Raw genomic sequence first — 14,987 nt, forward strand, 5'->3', positions numbered from 1 at the left:
AAACCCCGAAAGTAAGCCGGTAACATCTATGTGCTGTGGGCGACTGTCTTTTTTACTCAACAGCACCATCACAGCTATGACCAGGCATAAAGCCGAAACGATATTAAGCGGGGTAAGTTTGACTTTCAATCTTCTTTACTTCTTATTTTTGAACTTCTTTGTCTTCCATGCCGGCTGCTTGTTGGTCTTATTCCTTGCAGCAGCAGCTATTGCCGCTGCGTGCTTTTTCTCGTGGAAAGCTCCTTTAAAATCAGGATCTTCCCTTCTTTTCTGATCATCAATAGCACGCGCAATAGCCTGTTTCTCTTCGTAAGGAGTTTCCTCCACAAAAACTTCGGCAGGCAAAGGTACAACAGGAATCTGTTGTCTGATCAATTTCTCTATTTTCTCAATGTAATATTTTTCCGCCGGAGTGCAGAAAGTTAACGCATCACCCTTAGCATAAGCCCTGCCTGTTCTACCAATCCTGTGCACATAATCTTCAATAATGATGGGTACATCAAAGTTGATCACATGACTTACCTCACTAACATCAATACCTCTCGAAGCCACATCCGTTGCAACCAGCACCCTCAAATTGCCTTCTTTAAAAGCATTGATAGAATTGATCCTTGTATTTTGTCCTTTGTTCGCATGAATCACCCTTACAGCATCTTCACCAAAACGACGGCTAATAAAGCTATGTATATTATCTGCAACAGTTTTAGTCTTACAGAAAATGATCAGTCTTTTAAACTCCTCATCATTTTTCAATAAGTGTTGTAGTAAATTGATCTTTGTTTTAAAATTTGGCACCTCAAATAAAACCTGTGTAACCGTTGCGGCAGGTGTAGCTTGGGCAGCAACCTCAATAATAGTTGGATTTTTCAAGAAGTCTCCAGCTATTTTCTGTACCAGATCGCTCATCGTAGCCGAAAAAAGCAAGTTTTGCCGTTTACGCGGAACAACTTCCAAAATTCGATGAATAGAGCCAATAAAGCCCATATCCATCATCTTATCGGCTTCATCCAATACTAAGAATTTTAAGTATTGCGTGTTGATGTGTCCGGCTAAATAAATATCGAGGAACCGTCCAGGCGTAGCAATGATGATATCTACCCCCGCTTTAATCTGTTCAATTTGGTTTTTAGGGCCAATACCACCAAACACCACAACCGAACGTAAATCTGTATAAGTAGAAAACATTTTTACATGCTCAGCAATCTGCATTGCCAGTTCTCTTGTTGGGGCTAGTATCAATGCCCGGGCCGAATCACCCTGAGCATATTTTAACTGCATTAAAATCGGCAAAACATAAGCAGCAGTTTTACCGGTACCTGTTTCCGCAATCCCAAAAATATCCTGTCCGGACAAAACCGGAGCAATTGCTTTTTCCTGTATTGGAGTAGCAGTAGTAAACCCAGCATCCGCTACAGCATTTAATATCTGCCTGTTTAAATTAAAATCTTCGAAGCTTTTCGCCATATCCCGCAAAGGTAAGTAATTCCTTTAAACTCCTTTATCTTTTATCCTTGCTCCTTATTCCATAAAAACATAACTTTGAAGTATGAACACCATTCTGATAAAAGCAGCTTCAATTGTAAATGAAGGGCAAATTGTTGTCGCCGACCTCCTCATCAAAAACGGTTTTATTGAAAAGATCGCTCCAAATATTGATACTCCTGCCGATCAGGAGATCAATGCGGAAGGATTACACCTTTTTCCGGGAATGATTGATGATCAGGTACACTTCAGAGAACCGGGGTTAACCCACAAGGCTGATATTTTTTCGGAAAGTATGGCTGCAGTGGCCGGAGGGATCACCTCTTTTATGGAGATGCCCAACACTGTACCTAACACACTAACTCAAGATTTACTGGCCGATAAATATGCCATCGCATCAGAAATGTCGCTGGCCAACTACTCATTTTTTATGGGTGCCTCCAACAACAACCTCGATGAAGTACTCAAAACAGACCCTAAAAATGTCTGCGGCATCAAGGTATTCATGGGCTCATCTACTGGGAATATGTTGGTCGACAATGAGAAAGTATTAGAAAACATCTTTAAAGAAGCACCAATGCTGGTGGCTACGCATTGCGAAGATGAACACACCATACAACGTAACCTTGCCGAATACAAGGAGAAATACGGAGAAAATATCACTATAGATATGCATCCGTTGATCCGCAGTGCCGAGGCTTGTTACAAATCATCCTCATTAGCTGTAGAACTGGCAAAAAAATACCAGACACGTCTGCATATCCTACACATTTCTACTGCAAGAGAAGTGGCCTTGTTCGACAATAAGACACCACTTGCCGATAAAAAAATAACTGCTGAAGCTTGTATACATCATCTGTGGTTTGACGATCAGGATTATGCAACCAAAGGCAACTGGATAAAATGGAATCCTGCAGTTAAAACCGCAACAGATAAAGCAGGTATCCTAAAGGGTTTATTGGATGGGTATATCGATGTTATCGCTACCGACCACGCCCCACATACGATAGCAGAGAAGGAACAACCTTATCTACAGGCTCCTTCAGGTGGACCACTGGTTCAACATGCTCTGCCTGCACTTTTCGAGATGTATCACCAAAATAAAATATCCTTAACACAAATAGCCGAAAAAACTGCGCATAACGTAGCTACCTGCTTTAATATTGATAAAAGAGGTTTTATTAGGGAAGGCTACTGGGCCGATTTGGTACTGGTAAACCTAAACGATCCTTTTAAAGTAACCAGAACAAATGTACTGTACAAATGTGGTTGGTCGCCTTTTGAAGGTCAAACTTTCCAGGCCGAAATCTCACATACTTTTGTATCAGGAAATCTGGCTTATCAAAAAGGTAGATTCACCACACAGGAAACCGGAAAACGTCTGGCCTTTAACCGCTGATGAACACTGCATATCCGCCAAAATTGAAGCAATTTATATTGCTGCTTATCCTTTCGGCGATGGTATATGCTTTTGGCTTCAAATACCAATGGGTAGAACATTTATATGCTCAAGGAACATACCCGGTTACATCGGTTATACAACGCTATATCAGCAGTTTTTTGCCTTTTGCATTGGGCGATTTCCTTTATCTCCTTCTGATTCTTTACGTCATCAGAAGTCTGTATCTCTTTTATAAAAAACTAGCGCAAAATAGATTAAAGAAAATAGATTGGCGCAATATCACCTTGCAGGCACTTAATTTTTTAATGATTCTTTATCTGGTCTTTAAAATATTATGGGGACTTAATTATTCACGGTTACCCATTGCCAGGCAACTGGATATTAGCGATGAAAAATACACCACTCCACAACTAGTCTCCTTGGGCGAATATTTCATCAATCGGTTAAACAGCCTTCAACAAATTAAAAAAGAAAGTTATAACATTCAACAGCTACGGGAAAAAGCCAAAGAAGCATATAATGGTATGCAGCAAAAAAATGCTTTCTTCACTTACAAATCACAAGCGGTAAAACCGGTATTAAACAGTTGGATCATTACAAAGATAGGTATTGAAGGCTATTACAGTCCCCTATCTGGCGAAGCGAATGTTAATATGTGCTTACCTGGCACCTCCCTACCATTTGTAACCTGTCACGAAATTGCCCATCAGCTGGGTGTTGCAAGAGAAGATGAAGCTAACCTTGTTGGCTACCTGGTAGCTAGTAATAGCAAGGAACCTTATTTTCGATATTCTGCAACTTATGAAATGCTGAAGAATATCCTATTTGAAATCAGGATTAAATCACCAGAGGACTATGAAAGGCTTTATACAACAATTAACCCTATAACTATAAATGACTTAAAAGCCGACAGAAATTTCTGGCAAAAGTACAACAGCGATATGTTTGCATACATGGATGTAGCTTTCGACAGGTTTTTAAAGCTTAATAATCAACCCAAAGGGACCGAAAGCTATCAGGATATTGTATTATGGCTGTATAATATCCACAAAAAAGAACTCAATAACTAATATAGCTGTCTAAAGGGATTTGATTTCTTTTATAGATAGACCAGTGGCTTCAGCGATAATCTTAAGATCGACAGCTTTATTCTTGAGATTATGGGCTATGGCCTTCTTTTCCTCTAACGCTTTGGCTCGCTCTACCTGACGACCTTTTTCAATTCCTTCTCTTAAACGTCTTTCCAATAATATCTCTTTGACTCCCATAGGTGTAGTCTCTCCAGTTAGTTTTTGAACTTCTTCTTCAAATTTAATCATCATTTCGGGGTTTTCAAAATTCACGTAATAAGCAAGGAAAGCCATAATTTTTTCATGTTTTACTTTATTCAGCTTTCTTTTAATTAATTCATGCGCCAAATCAATCTTGATGTACTTTAAACCTTCGTCACTAATTTTCTTGTTTTTTAATGCCATTAAAACTGTGAGCGCCACTATAGCAAAAGGGTTAGGGTCTGCCCTTAGTTTTGCTTCATCCTGATGTAAAAGTTTATAGGTATTGAACTCGTAGCTTAGCTTGGTACCCAAATACTCCTCTTTATATATTTGGGGATGATAACTTTTGATATCATCTATTAAAATAGCGAATGCTGTAACGGAGACATTATGTTTATCCTTGGCTCTATAAAAGTAGCGGAACATCCTCGAACTTAGCTCTTCGTGTCCTTTACTGCCCTGTATTTCTACATGTATCAATATAAAATTAGAACCTCCATCTTTTAAATGAACTTTTACCAACTTATCTACAAATCGTACTCCAACGGCATTTTCTTCTGGTGGAAATAGTCTATTGAATTCTTTGTCAAGAAAAACGAATTTCTTTTTAAAATCAAATAGCTCATCTGCATCCAGGAAAAAAAACCGAAGAAAATCTTCAAAAACGTCAGCTAAAATCCCCTTCCAGAGTTCATCATCCCTCCTGGCGGGTTTTCGTTTGGCTTTTTGTTTTGGTTTTCGCTGTACAAACGCACTTGTTTCTTCGGACATCTATTGCTGATTAAGGCCACGACCAAAAGTACCATGATCATCATATATAAACCCTATTCAAATGAAATTCAGCGCAATTAGCAGTTTCAGCTAATAATAACGAAATAAAACACGGTTCCTTTATCAAGGAATACCACAATCTAAAATATAATCCCGTTTACTTTTCAATGAGAGACATTATTAAAGCAGATTAGAAATTAGACAGAAGGGCAAAACATTACAACCTTAAAACAAAATAAACCCGAAACATTCCTAAATTTGCCAAACTATGGCAAAGATATCCATTAACCTGGCAACAGGTTCACTACAAAAAGAAGAGATCATCGTTGGAATTGATTTAGGAACGACCAATAGCTTAGTCGCTTTCATCAATCCTGATAAAAACCCCCAGGTAATTAATGATACCGGAAAAGGCTTATTAGTGCCTTCGGTGGTTCATTTTAACAAACTGGGCGATACACTTGTAGGCAATGAAGCCAAAGAATTTTTGACAACAGATCCGGAGAACACCATATTTTCTGTAAAACGGTTATTGGGCCGTTCTTATAAAGATGTAGCCGGTCATCAGGATACATTTTCATATAAAATCATAGATGACGAAAACGATTCTCTGGTAAAAATCAAGGCCGCAGATAAATTCTATACCCCGATTGAATTGTCGGCCGAGATTTTAAAAGAATTAAAAGCGCGAGCCGAGCATGCTTTAAAAACACCTGTAAATCGTGCTGTGATTACTGTTCCTGCATATTTTAACGATAGTCAGCGTCAAGCTACCCGTGATGCGGGTCGCCTGGCCGGATTAGATGTTTTAAGGATCGTTAACGAACCTACTGCTGCTAGTCTGGCTTATGGCTTAGGCCTCGATCCTACCCAGCAAAAAACCATAGCGGTATACGATTTAGGTGGTGGAACATTTGACGTATCCATTTTATCCATTCAAAACGGCATATTCGAAGTCCTGTCAACCAATGGAAATACCTTTTTAGGTGGCGATGATTTTGACCGCGCCATTGTACATTACTGGATAGAAAAAAACAACATAAATACCGCTCAACTGGCCGAAAATCCAGCTTTAATGCAAACATTAAGATTAAAAGCAGAAGCTGCGAAAAAAGCATTGACTACCCAAAACCTATTTAACGAAAAAATGGGCGATATCTGGTGTACGATTGACAAACAAACATTTGAGCAATTGATTGCTGCTAAGGTTAATGAAACCATCAACTCCTGCAAACAGGCATTGAGTGATGCAAAATTAACTATAGCGGAAATTGACGAGGTGGTATTGGTTGGCGGATCTACGCGTACCCCTTATGTTAAAAAACAGGTAGCAGATTTCTTTGGCCGTCAACCTCATGACCAGATCAATCCGGATGAGGTGGTAGCGCTTGGTGCAGCAATACAAGCTGATATCCTTGCAGGAAATCGTTCCGACATCTTATTATTAGATGTAACTCCCCTTTCGCTGGGTATCGAAACCATGGGTGGATTAATGGATGTGATCATTCCCAGAAATGCCAAGGTACCAACCAAAGCAGGTCGTCAATATACTACCTCATTAGATGGGCAGGTAAACATGAAAATCTCTGTTTTTCAGGGAGAGCGCGACCTGGTGAAGGAAAACAGGAAACTGGCAGAGTTTGACCTGAAAGGAATCCCTGCTATGCCTGCAGGATTACCAAAGGTCGACATCAACTTTATCCTCAATGCTGATGGTATACTTACCGTTCAGGCCATCGAACTACGCTCAGGCGTAAAGCAAGAAATAGACATCAAACCAAGTTACGGTTTAACCGATGATACAGTTGAGAAAATGCTAGTCGACAGCATTACCCATGCCAAAAGTGATGTTGAACAGCGAATGCTGATTGAAGCCCGTAGTGAGGGGGAGCAACTCGTATATACTGCCGAACGCTTTATTGAAAAGCACGCGGTATACCTTACTGAAACCGAGATTACAAATACAAAAACATATATAGAAGCCTTAAAAACTGCCTTAACTAAAGCAGAGAAAGACGAGATCCTTAAAAAGGCTGATGAATTAAATGAGTTTACCCGGCCATTTGCAGAAAGAGTAATGGATGTAGCCGTTTCTTCGGCTATGAAGGGAAAAAGTATCGAATAAATAACCAGGCAATAGCCTTGTTGATATAGGTTTACAGTAATGAAACATGCATTTATTACTGTAAGCCTTTTTTTTGTTTTTATCCTATGCAGCTCATGGGGCTTCTATGCCCATATGCAAATCAATAAATTGGCTGTTTTTACCCTTCCTGCCGACATTAATCCATTTTACAAGCAGCATATCAAATACATTACAGATCATGCTGTAGATCCGGATAAACGGAGGTATGCAGACACAGCGGAAGCTCCAAGACATTATCTGGATGTAGAATTGTATGAGGATCATATTGACAGCATTCCATACAAATGGGAGGATGCCGTAAAAAAATACGGATTGGTTAAATTAAATCAAAACGGCATACTCCCCTGGCAAATCCAAAAAACCTACGGCCAATTGGTAAATGCCTTTAAAGACAAAGATTCGCACAAGATACAGATCTATTCGGCTTATATCGGACATTATATTGCTGATGCCCATGTACCGCTTCATACTACACAAAACCACAATGGCCAGCTGACAAATCAACCAGGCATCCACGCTTTTTGGGAAAGCAGATTACCAGAATTATTTGCTAAACGTTACAATTATGTGGTAGGTACTGCGCAATACATTGAAAGCCCCTTAAGAACAGCCTGGAAAATTGTAAAAAATACACATACCATGGTAGATACCGTACTAAGTTTCGAAGCAAAACTTAGTGCCCGTTTTCCGGCTTATAAAAAATACAGTTATTCGAAAAGGAAAGACCAGGTTACTAAACAATATTCCTTTGCCTATTCAAAAGCCTATCATGATGGAATGGAAAACATGGTCGAGCGCCAAATGCGTTCGTCAATATTATATATAGGTTCTTATTGGTACTCGGCATGGATTGATGCCGGGCAACCAATTATAGATTTGGAAGATTAAGCTACCGGCTCTTTTTTCTTAAATTTTGATTTAATGGCAGCAAATATAGCAGGGAAGAAAGTTACTACGGCAATAACAATAATTACTACGTCGAAGTTCTTTTTCACTACAGGAATTTGTCCCAGTAAATATCCGGCCATCAGTAAACTTGTAATCCAGGCCACTCCGCCAATGATATTGAAAAAGGTAAACCTACCGAAAGGCATTTTTGCAACACCGGCCACAAAAGGCGCAATTGTTCTAAAAATAGGTAAGAACCTACTGAATATAATTGCCTTACCGCCATGTTTTTCAAAAAATTCATGCGACTGGTTATAATAATCGAGTTTAAGAATCTTATTCTCCGGTTTAAATACCTTTACACCAAAGAAGCTTCCTAATTTATAATTTAAAGAATTCCCCAGAATTGCGGCTGCCATTAGCAAGACCATCATTATCCAAATGCTTAAGCCTGTATTTTCACCTGCAATTAAGGCTCCCATTGCGAATAGCAGTGAATCTCCCGGTAAAAAAGGGGTAACAACAAAGCCGGTTTCAGCAAAAATGATAAGAAAAAGAATTGCGTACGTCCAGGTACTGTAGTCTCTGATGATCTCTTCCAGGTGCTTATCAATATGCAGCAGGAAGTCTATTAAAAAAGTGAAAAATTCCAAATCCTATAAATTAAGCCCAAAAATAAAAATATCATGGCAATAACCATGATATTTTTAAGAATAGAATTGTCATAATAATTCTTCAGGAAGTGCCTTCCGGAAGAATTAGTTATTTGCAACAATATGACCTGTAAGGTTTGTAGCAGAAGTGCCATCAATCCAAATGGTATAAATCTTATTGGCAGCCAGAGCACCATCAAAAGCAGGTCCGGCAACACCGCCCGTACCTGTAAAATTAAATTTAGCTCCCGGATCTACTTCAAAAAAAGCAGACCCTTCGGTGAATGCAATAGCCGGTACAAGTGTACCCGAACCGCCCACAACCGCCACAGAAATGGAGTTACTGCTACTCGACATATTGTTGAAATTAATAAATCTCACCTTTGCCTTTCCAACTGTAGGAATGGTTACCGCATCGTTATACGGAATTGCAGCTAATTCACCTGACTGAGTTTTAAAATACCAAACGCTTACCTTGTTACCTATCGAAAGTTGGATTGATCCCCCGGCATTCATTTTAGTCGTATTCCCGCTATCATAAAAACCAAGCGTACTTACTCCTGAGGTAATTTTAACATAGGCAGAAGCATCACCATATGCTAAGCCAGTCACTTTTACGGCACCGTTTACCAGAAAATCCTGATTTGGACCACCAAAAACTGTATTTACAGCTTTAATATCTAACTCCCCAACTGGTTCAGGTTCATATTCAGTTTTTTTACCACATGAAGCTAACAGCATAATGCTCGAGCAAGCAATCATAAAGGCCATCCTGGTCTTTGATGACAATAAAAAAAGTCTTTTCATATGTTAATTGTAATTATTTAGCATAACCGGCATCACCAACATCAATACATCTTCGTTCTCATCGTTAGTTTGAGGGATCAATAAACCCGCTCTGTTCGGAGTAGAAAGTTCTAATGTTACTTCTTCGCCACTTAAATTATTCAACATCTCAATTAAGAAACGAGCATTAAAACCAATTTCCAGATCTTCACCTTCATACTGGCAGCTTAAGCGCTCATGTGCTTCATTTGCAAAATCAAGATCCTCGGAAGAGATATTTAACTCACTACCATTGATTTTTAATCTTACCTGGTGCGTGGTTTTATTTGCGAAAATAACCACCCTGCGCAAAGTATTTAAAAACAAAGCTCTGTCTATAACCAATTTATTAGGATTATTAGCAGGAATTACCGCTTCATAATCAGGATAACGCTCATCGATTAAACGACAAACCAGGTTAATATTTTCAAATTTAAAAAAGGCACTCGTTGCATTGTAATCAACCGATACATTGATATCTGTAGATGGCAACGCTGCTTTTAATAAAGTCAATGCCTTTTTAGGTAAGATAAATGAAGAGCTCTTATCTGCTTTGCTATCCATACGCCTGTATCTTACCAATTTGTGAGCATCGGTAGCTACAAAAGTAATGTGTTGATCAGAAAGCTGACAAAAAACACCCGTCATAGCCGGACGAAGTTCGTCGTTACTTACTGCAAAAATAGTTTTCGTAATCGCTTCAGTTAAAACAGAAGCCGGTAAATTTACCGAAGAAGCATTTTCAACAACCGGTATTTTCGGGAAATCGTCACCGTTTTCACCACTTAATTTATACTTACCATCACCTGCACTAATCTCAATTGAGAAAGTACTATCATCAATATTAAAAGAGATCGGTTGATCAGGTAGTGTTTTTAAAGTGTCTAATAATATTCTTGCCGGCACAGCAACCTTCCCACCCTCTTTAGATTCTACAGGTAAAGAAGTCGTCATGCTGGTTTGCAAATCCGTAGCAGATATTGTTAAATTTCCGTCCTTAATCTCAAACAGGAAATTTTCCAATATAGGCAACACAGTGCTGCTGCTTGATGCACCGTTAACTGTTTGCAAATGTTTTAAAAGCGTTGATGTGGATACAATAAATCTCATAGTTATGATCTAGTCAGTTCTCAAAAATATAAAAATTACCTCGCATACTTGTGTTTACGGTAATAATGTTGAAAAATTGCAAATGATATTAACAATAATAAAGGCGCAAGCACATTTATCAGCTGCCATTGCAACTTTTCAGTACGCAACTTTGCCTTATCTAATAACCTTATTTTAACTTCCTTATTGCGCAAGACGATTAAATTATCATCATTTGCTAAATAATCGGCAATGTTTAACAATAAGGCCTTATTCCCAAAATTTCTTTGTGTATAGCGGTCAAATCCCAATGGGAAGACCGATCCATCCTTACTGCTTACCTGATTTTTAAAAATATCCCCGTCGCCTATGACAATCATTTTAGTCGGTTTACTCAATGCTGGCACAGTATACTGTTCTTCAATTCTAGCAGGAACAGATCTATTCAAAAACACGGAAGAGAAGGTACCTTCCAGTAATACCCCTACCGACTGCGGCACACTGGCATAATCCCTCGGATCAGGCTGCTCGGCCACCATCTGTAAAGAAAGCATCTTAGGTGTATTAAAAACCTTGTTAAACGCCGAACTGTGCAAAATAACCTTCTTGCTTACGCCCTTTACACCTATCGTATCTACGGTATTTACAAATTCACCTTTAATGTTATCAATGTTTTTCACAAGATAACTAGCGGTATCAGGCATCAACAGTGGATAAAACACCCAGGGAGCCATCTGGATCTGTCCCTGCGGACCACCCATTGTTAAAGGTATCTCGGCACAGTTGGCATCGGCAAGCAGATTGTAATTTACCCGTGCACCATACATGAACAACATATCGTCTAAATTTAGCTTTTTGTTAAAAGCCAATTCTTCCGGCCTCCCCTTTAAGCTATCTAAATCTGCACTTACCTGATCAATACACCAAAGCACCCGCCCCCCATTCATTACAAAATAATTAATTTTGAATTTCTCTGCCTCGGTATACTCTTTTTGTGGCTTGGCAACTACCAATAATTTCAATTTATCCAATCCACTTTTATCAATTAGATTCAGGTCTACTCGCCCTACCTCATAACTTTCGGAAAGACTTTTAATCGCATCACTTAAAAAGTGATCAGACAACTCTCCATTTCCTTCAGTAAAGCCAATACGTGGATGTTGCCCGGTCAGCACTTTTTGTATCCCTGAAGTAAACACATATTCAAGGTTTTGGATCGAGTTGTTGATATTCTCTTCGTAATTACCAGTTACATCCAGATTTTGCAAGAGCTTTACAGGATATCTTTTACCATCAGCTACAATCATAGCCATCGGAAAAATGGTCTTTTGTGCAAAGCCATTATCATTTTTAATGTTCAATGTAGTAGCTTCAATGCCGGCATGGTACAAGTTGTTAATCGCGGTATCCTGTTCGGCAGCGGATAAACCGGCAATAGGATCAGCAAATATCACTTTAATATCTGTCCCTGCATAAGCCTTATAGTCGGTCAGCAAATCATTCGTAGCATTTTTAAGTCTTTTAAATGCCGCAGGCAAATCTCCATCTAAAAAAACGGTAATGCTTATAGGATGCTTTGCAGCTTTTAAAATCTCTTTAGACTTATCATTAAGCGTAAAACGCCGCTCTTTTGTAAAATCTATTCTTGTATAAAAATATTGAGCAGCAATATTTATCAATACAATTGCCAATACAAAAATAGCCGCCTTAAAATATTTGTTCTTTACCATTTTCTACCCCCGATCACAAACTTGGTGAACCCTAAAAACAGCATGACAAAACTGATAAAATAAACGAGGTCTCTCGTATCCAGCACCCCGCGACTTATAGACTGGTAATGCTCATTTACACTTAAACCAATCAACAATGATTCAAAATATTGTAAAGCAAATATCCGGCTCATGGCATCAAAACCATTATAAACAATAAAGCAAATGAACACGGCAACAGCAAAAGCAATAACCTGATTTTTTGTAATTGAAGATGCAAAAATACCCACAGCTGTAAATGCCGAGCCCAATAACAACAAACCTATGTAAGAACCAATTACAGCGCCTGTGTCTATATTCCCCTTGGGCAAGCCCAATTGTGATATGGAATAATAGTAGATCAATGTAGGAATTAGCGCAAAAAGCACCAGCACTAAACAGGCTAAATATTTGGCCAATATAATTTGCCAATCGGTAAGTGGCCTTGTGGCCAATAAAATATAAGTCCCTTCTCTTCGCTCCTCAGCAAAAGAGCGCATGGTAATCGCGGGAATTAAAAACATAAATAAAAAGGGTGCTAAACTAAAAAAACCAGTTAGTTCGGCATAACCATAATCCAGTATAGAGGTATCAGGAAAAAACCAAAGCAATAAGCCCGAAGCCAATAGAAAAACGCCGATGGTGATATAAGCCATCAGTGAATTTAACAAACTAAATAATTCCCGTTTAAAAACTGCGTACATGCATTCAGATTAATGACGCCGAAGTTAGAAAATTAGGAGGAATTTTTGTCAACCAGGATGTCACTTAATTTTTACTCACGTCCAGATTAAACAAAAGGGAAAAACGAAGTGTGTTCGCTAAAGGACTTTTATTTTGGTTTGCAGCAATGTAAGCAAAGTTAAATTCGACCATACTGTACTTAAAACCGGCACCCAAGGTAGCGTACTGACGATTTCCCTTGTCCGGGCTTTCATAAAAATAACCTGCTCTTAAGGCAAATTGCTTGTCGTACCAAAATTCCAAACCTGTCGAATAACTGATCTCTTTCAATTCTTCTTTAAACCCACCAGGAGCATCATTAAACGATCGAAACATTCCTGAAACCATTGAAACATCATCATCCTTACCCGAAATAATTGTACCATCTACATCCCTTAAGGGCGGAGTGGGAACCAAAAGTTTGTTCAGGTCTAAGGTTAAAGTAAGCATGCTTTTATCATCTAAAAGCCAACTATTGGCTGCACCAACTTTAAGATTTGTTGGCATAAAACTGGTTTTACCGGTTTCCGAATAGCTAATTTTAGTTCCTATATTTGATAAATTCGCACCAAATGAAAAGATCGCATCCTTCCCAAACTGAGTCACCTTACTCGTGTGATATAAAGAGACACCTGTAGCAATAGCATTTACAGATTGTAGTTGCTGTCCGTCAACAAAGGAAGGTGCAAGTCCGGAATGAATATATTTTAAGGATATACCCAATGCAAATTTTTCGCCCAGTCTTCTGGAGAAGGCCGTTTCAAAAGAAAAATCACTTGGTGTATATTTTCCCAATGCATTTGCGTTGGCATCAAACAAATCAACACTTCCCATATTAAAATAGTTTAACGCTACTCCGAAAGCATTTCTATCATTTATTTTATGTGTAAAACTGGCATAAGCCAGGTTCATATCCTTACCAAAATTACGCAGCCATGGACTATAGGATAAAGAAAAAGCGGTATTCAACTCTGAAAATGCAAGTTTTGCAGGATTAGCATAAACAGCATTGGCATCTGCCGAAATTGCCACCCCTGCATCACCAAGCGCACCTGATCGGGCATCCGGGATAACCGTTAAAAATGGAACAGCAGTAGTAATTGCATTAGAACTACTTCCATTGATATTGATCTGCCCCGAAACCGTAATGCAAAAAGCGAAATAAAAAAATAGAAAAACACGACACTTCATCCTATAAACGAAAGATTTACGCAGGAAATATACAGATTATTTGACAGATCTATCATCTTGATTGTTTGCCTTACCCAAGCTAACAACGTTTCTAAAAATTATATCCCGCCCTTAGTCCAACAGATGAAAGTGTACCACTACTTCTCGACCAGCTTTCATAACTTACCCCTATGTCTACAGTTCCGGTTGTACCTACCGGAAATTCTGTACCCAATCTTGGAGCATAAGCGAATGCTGTTCCGGCCCCGGCTCCTGTGGCCGTCGATAAAACCACACCAAGTTCACCTGCACCATAAATATATGGTAGAATAAAATATCTTGCTCCTGCTTTTATAGGTACAAAACCTTCTTTATATTTAATATTTGATAAAATTGCCGGGCCATGAAATCTTAAATAACCGATATTCCCGGTGATGTTTAAATTTTCTGCAACAGGCTTCTGATAAAGCAAGGAAGCACCAGCTCCGTAGTCAGCTATATTTTTATAATTTCCAACAGGAAAAGCAAAATCAATACCCAAACCGATCTTGGATTCATTTCTTTTCGTTTGTGCGTTAGCATGATGGAGCATTAAAAAACTTGCAGCGGCAATTAATATTATTTTTTTCACTAGTCCTTATTTAAGAACCACAATATTATAAAATATAGCTGTGATCACAAATCTAAACCGCTATTCTCGCCTACCAAAAAGCTTGTCAGGTCTTCAGACCTCCCTTTGAATTTAAATCCCAGAGCAGTATAAAACTTCGTTGTTCGTTCCAGATTGTTAAATTTGACCATATCTTTTTCGGATTC

Annotated in this window: 13 protein-coding genes; 4 read left to right on the forward strand and 9 right to left on the reverse strand. The window is 38.8% G+C overall.

All coding sequences use genetic code 11. From position 1 onward, the window contains the following. Nucleotides 1–135: 135 nt before the first annotated feature. The gene (locus P0Y49_16290; protein ID WEK18350.1) at nucleotides 136–1,464 is read right to left on the reverse strand and encodes a DEAD/DEAH box helicase; all 1,329 of its coding nucleotides are present in this window, start codon (nucleotides 1,462–1,464) and stop codon (nucleotides 136–138) included. 82 nt (nucleotides 1,465–1,546) lie between these two features. On the opposite strand from P0Y49_16290, the gene P0Y49_16295 reads away from it, so the two are divergent. After that, nucleotides 1,547–2,881: a dihydroorotase gene (locus tag P0Y49_16295; GenBank protein ID WEK18351.1), complete on the forward strand. Its 1,335-nt coding sequence runs from the start codon at nucleotides 1,547–1,549 to the stop codon at nucleotides 2,879–2,881. After that, nucleotides 2,881–3,954, forward strand: coding sequence for a DUF3810 domain-containing protein (locus P0Y49_16300; protein ID WEK18352.1), 1,074 nt, complete (start codon nucleotides 2,881–2,883; stop codon nucleotides 3,952–3,954). The genes P0Y49_16295 and P0Y49_16300 overlap by 1 nt, the downstream gene beginning before the upstream one ends. Before the next feature lie 9 nt (nucleotides 3,955–3,963). Here the strand turns inward: P0Y49_16300 and P0Y49_16305 are convergent, their stop codons facing one another. Next, nucleotides 3,964–4,929 (reverse strand): hypothetical protein, encoded by a 966-nt coding sequence (locus tag P0Y49_16305; protein WEK18353.1) that lies wholly within the window; start codon nucleotides 4,927–4,929, stop codon nucleotides 3,964–3,966. A 268-nt stretch (nucleotides 4,930–5,197) separates the two neighbouring features. On the opposite strand from P0Y49_16305, the gene hscA reads away from it, so the two are divergent. After that, nucleotides 5,198–7,054: a Fe-S protein assembly chaperone HscA gene (gene hscA, locus P0Y49_16310; GenBank protein ID WEK18354.1), complete on the forward strand. Its 1,857-nt coding sequence runs from the start codon at nucleotides 5,198–5,200 to the stop codon at nucleotides 7,052–7,054. A 39-nt stretch (nucleotides 7,055–7,093) separates the two neighbouring features. After that, nucleotides 7,094–7,963 (forward strand): zinc dependent phospholipase C family protein, encoded by an 870-nt coding sequence (locus P0Y49_16315; protein WEK18355.1) that lies wholly within the window; start codon nucleotides 7,094–7,096, stop codon nucleotides 7,961–7,963. Here P0Y49_16315 and P0Y49_16320 read toward each other — a convergent pair. From P0Y49_16320 to P0Y49_16350, 7 genes are all read right to left on the reverse strand, one after another. Beyond that, nucleotides 7,960–8,616: a DedA family protein gene (locus tag P0Y49_16320; GenBank protein ID WEK18356.1), complete on the reverse strand. Its 657-nt coding sequence runs from the start codon at nucleotides 8,614–8,616 to the stop codon at nucleotides 7,960–7,962. The two genes, P0Y49_16315 and P0Y49_16320, sit on opposite strands and share 4 nt — an antisense overlap. 105 nt (nucleotides 8,617–8,721) lie before the next feature. After that, on the reverse strand, nucleotides 8,722–9,423 hold the full coding sequence (locus tag P0Y49_16325) for a DUF4397 domain-containing protein (protein ID WEK18357.1): 702 nt from the start codon (nucleotides 9,421–9,423) through the stop codon (nucleotides 8,722–8,724). A gap of 3 nt (nucleotides 9,424–9,426) precedes the next feature. Then, nucleotides 9,427–10,551 carry a DNA polymerase III subunit beta gene (dnaN, locus tag P0Y49_16330; GenBank protein ID WEK18358.1) on the reverse strand — a complete coding sequence of 375 codons (1,125 nt, stop codon included), beginning with the start codon at nucleotides 10,549–10,551 and terminating at the stop codon, nucleotides 9,427–9,429. Nucleotides 10,552–10,586: 35 nt separating this feature from the next. Further along, a complete protein-coding gene (gene gldG / locus P0Y49_16335; GenBank protein WEK18359.1) occupies nucleotides 10,587–12,260 on the reverse strand; it encodes a gliding motility-associated ABC transporter substrate-binding protein GldG in 1,674 nt (557 codons plus the stop codon). After that, entirely contained in the window at nucleotides 12,254–12,982 is a 729-nt protein-coding gene (gene gldF / locus P0Y49_16340; protein WEK18360.1) for a gliding motility-associated ABC transporter permease subunit GldF, read from the reverse strand. Before gldF ends, gldG begins: the two co-directional genes overlap by 7 nt. A gap of 64 nt (nucleotides 12,983–13,046) precedes the next feature. Beyond that, nucleotides 13,047–14,192 carry a type IX secretion system outer membrane channel protein PorV gene (gene porV, locus P0Y49_16345; GenBank protein ID WEK18361.1) on the reverse strand — a complete coding sequence of 382 codons (1,146 nt, stop codon included), beginning with the start codon at nucleotides 14,190–14,192 and terminating at the stop codon, nucleotides 13,047–13,049. Nucleotides 14,193–14,283: 91 nt separating this feature from the next. After that, complete coding sequence (locus P0Y49_16350) at nucleotides 14,284–14,802, reverse strand: hypothetical protein (GenBank protein WEK18362.1); 519 nt, start codon at nucleotides 14,800–14,802, stop codon at nucleotides 14,284–14,286. Between the last annotated feature and the right edge of the window lie 185 nt (nucleotides 14,803–14,987).

It is taken from the genome of Candidatus Pedobacter colombiensis, assembly GCA_029202485.1.
GTDB lineage: Bacteria > Bacteroidota > Bacteroidia > Sphingobacteriales > Sphingobacteriaceae > Pedobacter > Pedobacter colombiensis.

Excerpts from the sequence above, each read along its gene's own strand:
- P0Y49_16290 (WEK18350.1), bottom strand. The coding sequence starts at position 1,464 with ATGGCGAAAAGCTTCGAAGATTTTAATTTAAACAGGCAGATATTAAAT.
- P0Y49_16295 (WEK18351.1), top strand. The coding sequence starts at position 1,547 with ATGAACACCATTCTGATAAAAGCAGCTTCAATTGTAAATGAAGGGCAA.
- P0Y49_16300 (WEK18352.1), top strand. The coding sequence starts at position 2,881 with ATGAACACTGCATATCCGCCAAAATTGAAGCAATTTATATTGCTGCTT.
- P0Y49_16305 (WEK18353.1), bottom strand. The coding sequence starts at position 4,929 with ATGTCCGAAGAAACAAGTGCGTTTGTACAGCGAAAACCAAAACAAAAA.
- hscA (WEK18354.1), top strand. The coding sequence starts at position 5,198 with ATGGCAAAGATATCCATTAACCTGGCAACAGGTTCACTACAAAAAGAA.
- P0Y49_16315 (WEK18355.1), top strand. The coding sequence starts at position 7,094 with ATGAAACATGCATTTATTACTGTAAGCCTTTTTTTTGTTTTTATCCTA.
- P0Y49_16325 (WEK18357.1), bottom strand. The coding sequence starts at position 9,423 with ATGAAAAGACTTTTTTTATTGTCATCAAAGACCAGGATGGCCTTTATG.
- dnaN (WEK18358.1), bottom strand. The coding sequence starts at position 10,551 with ATGAGATTTATTGTATCCACATCAACGCTTTTAAAACATTTGCAAACA.
- gldG (WEK18359.1), bottom strand. The coding sequence starts at position 12,260 with ATGGTAAAGAACAAATATTTTAAGGCGGCTATTTTTGTATTGGCAATT.
- gldF (WEK18360.1), bottom strand. The coding sequence starts at position 12,982 with ATGTACGCAGTTTTTAAACGGGAATTATTTAGTTTGTTAAATTCACTG.
- porV (WEK18361.1), bottom strand. The coding sequence starts at position 14,192 with ATGAAGTGTCGTGTTTTTCTATTTTTTTATTTCGCTTTTTGCATTACG.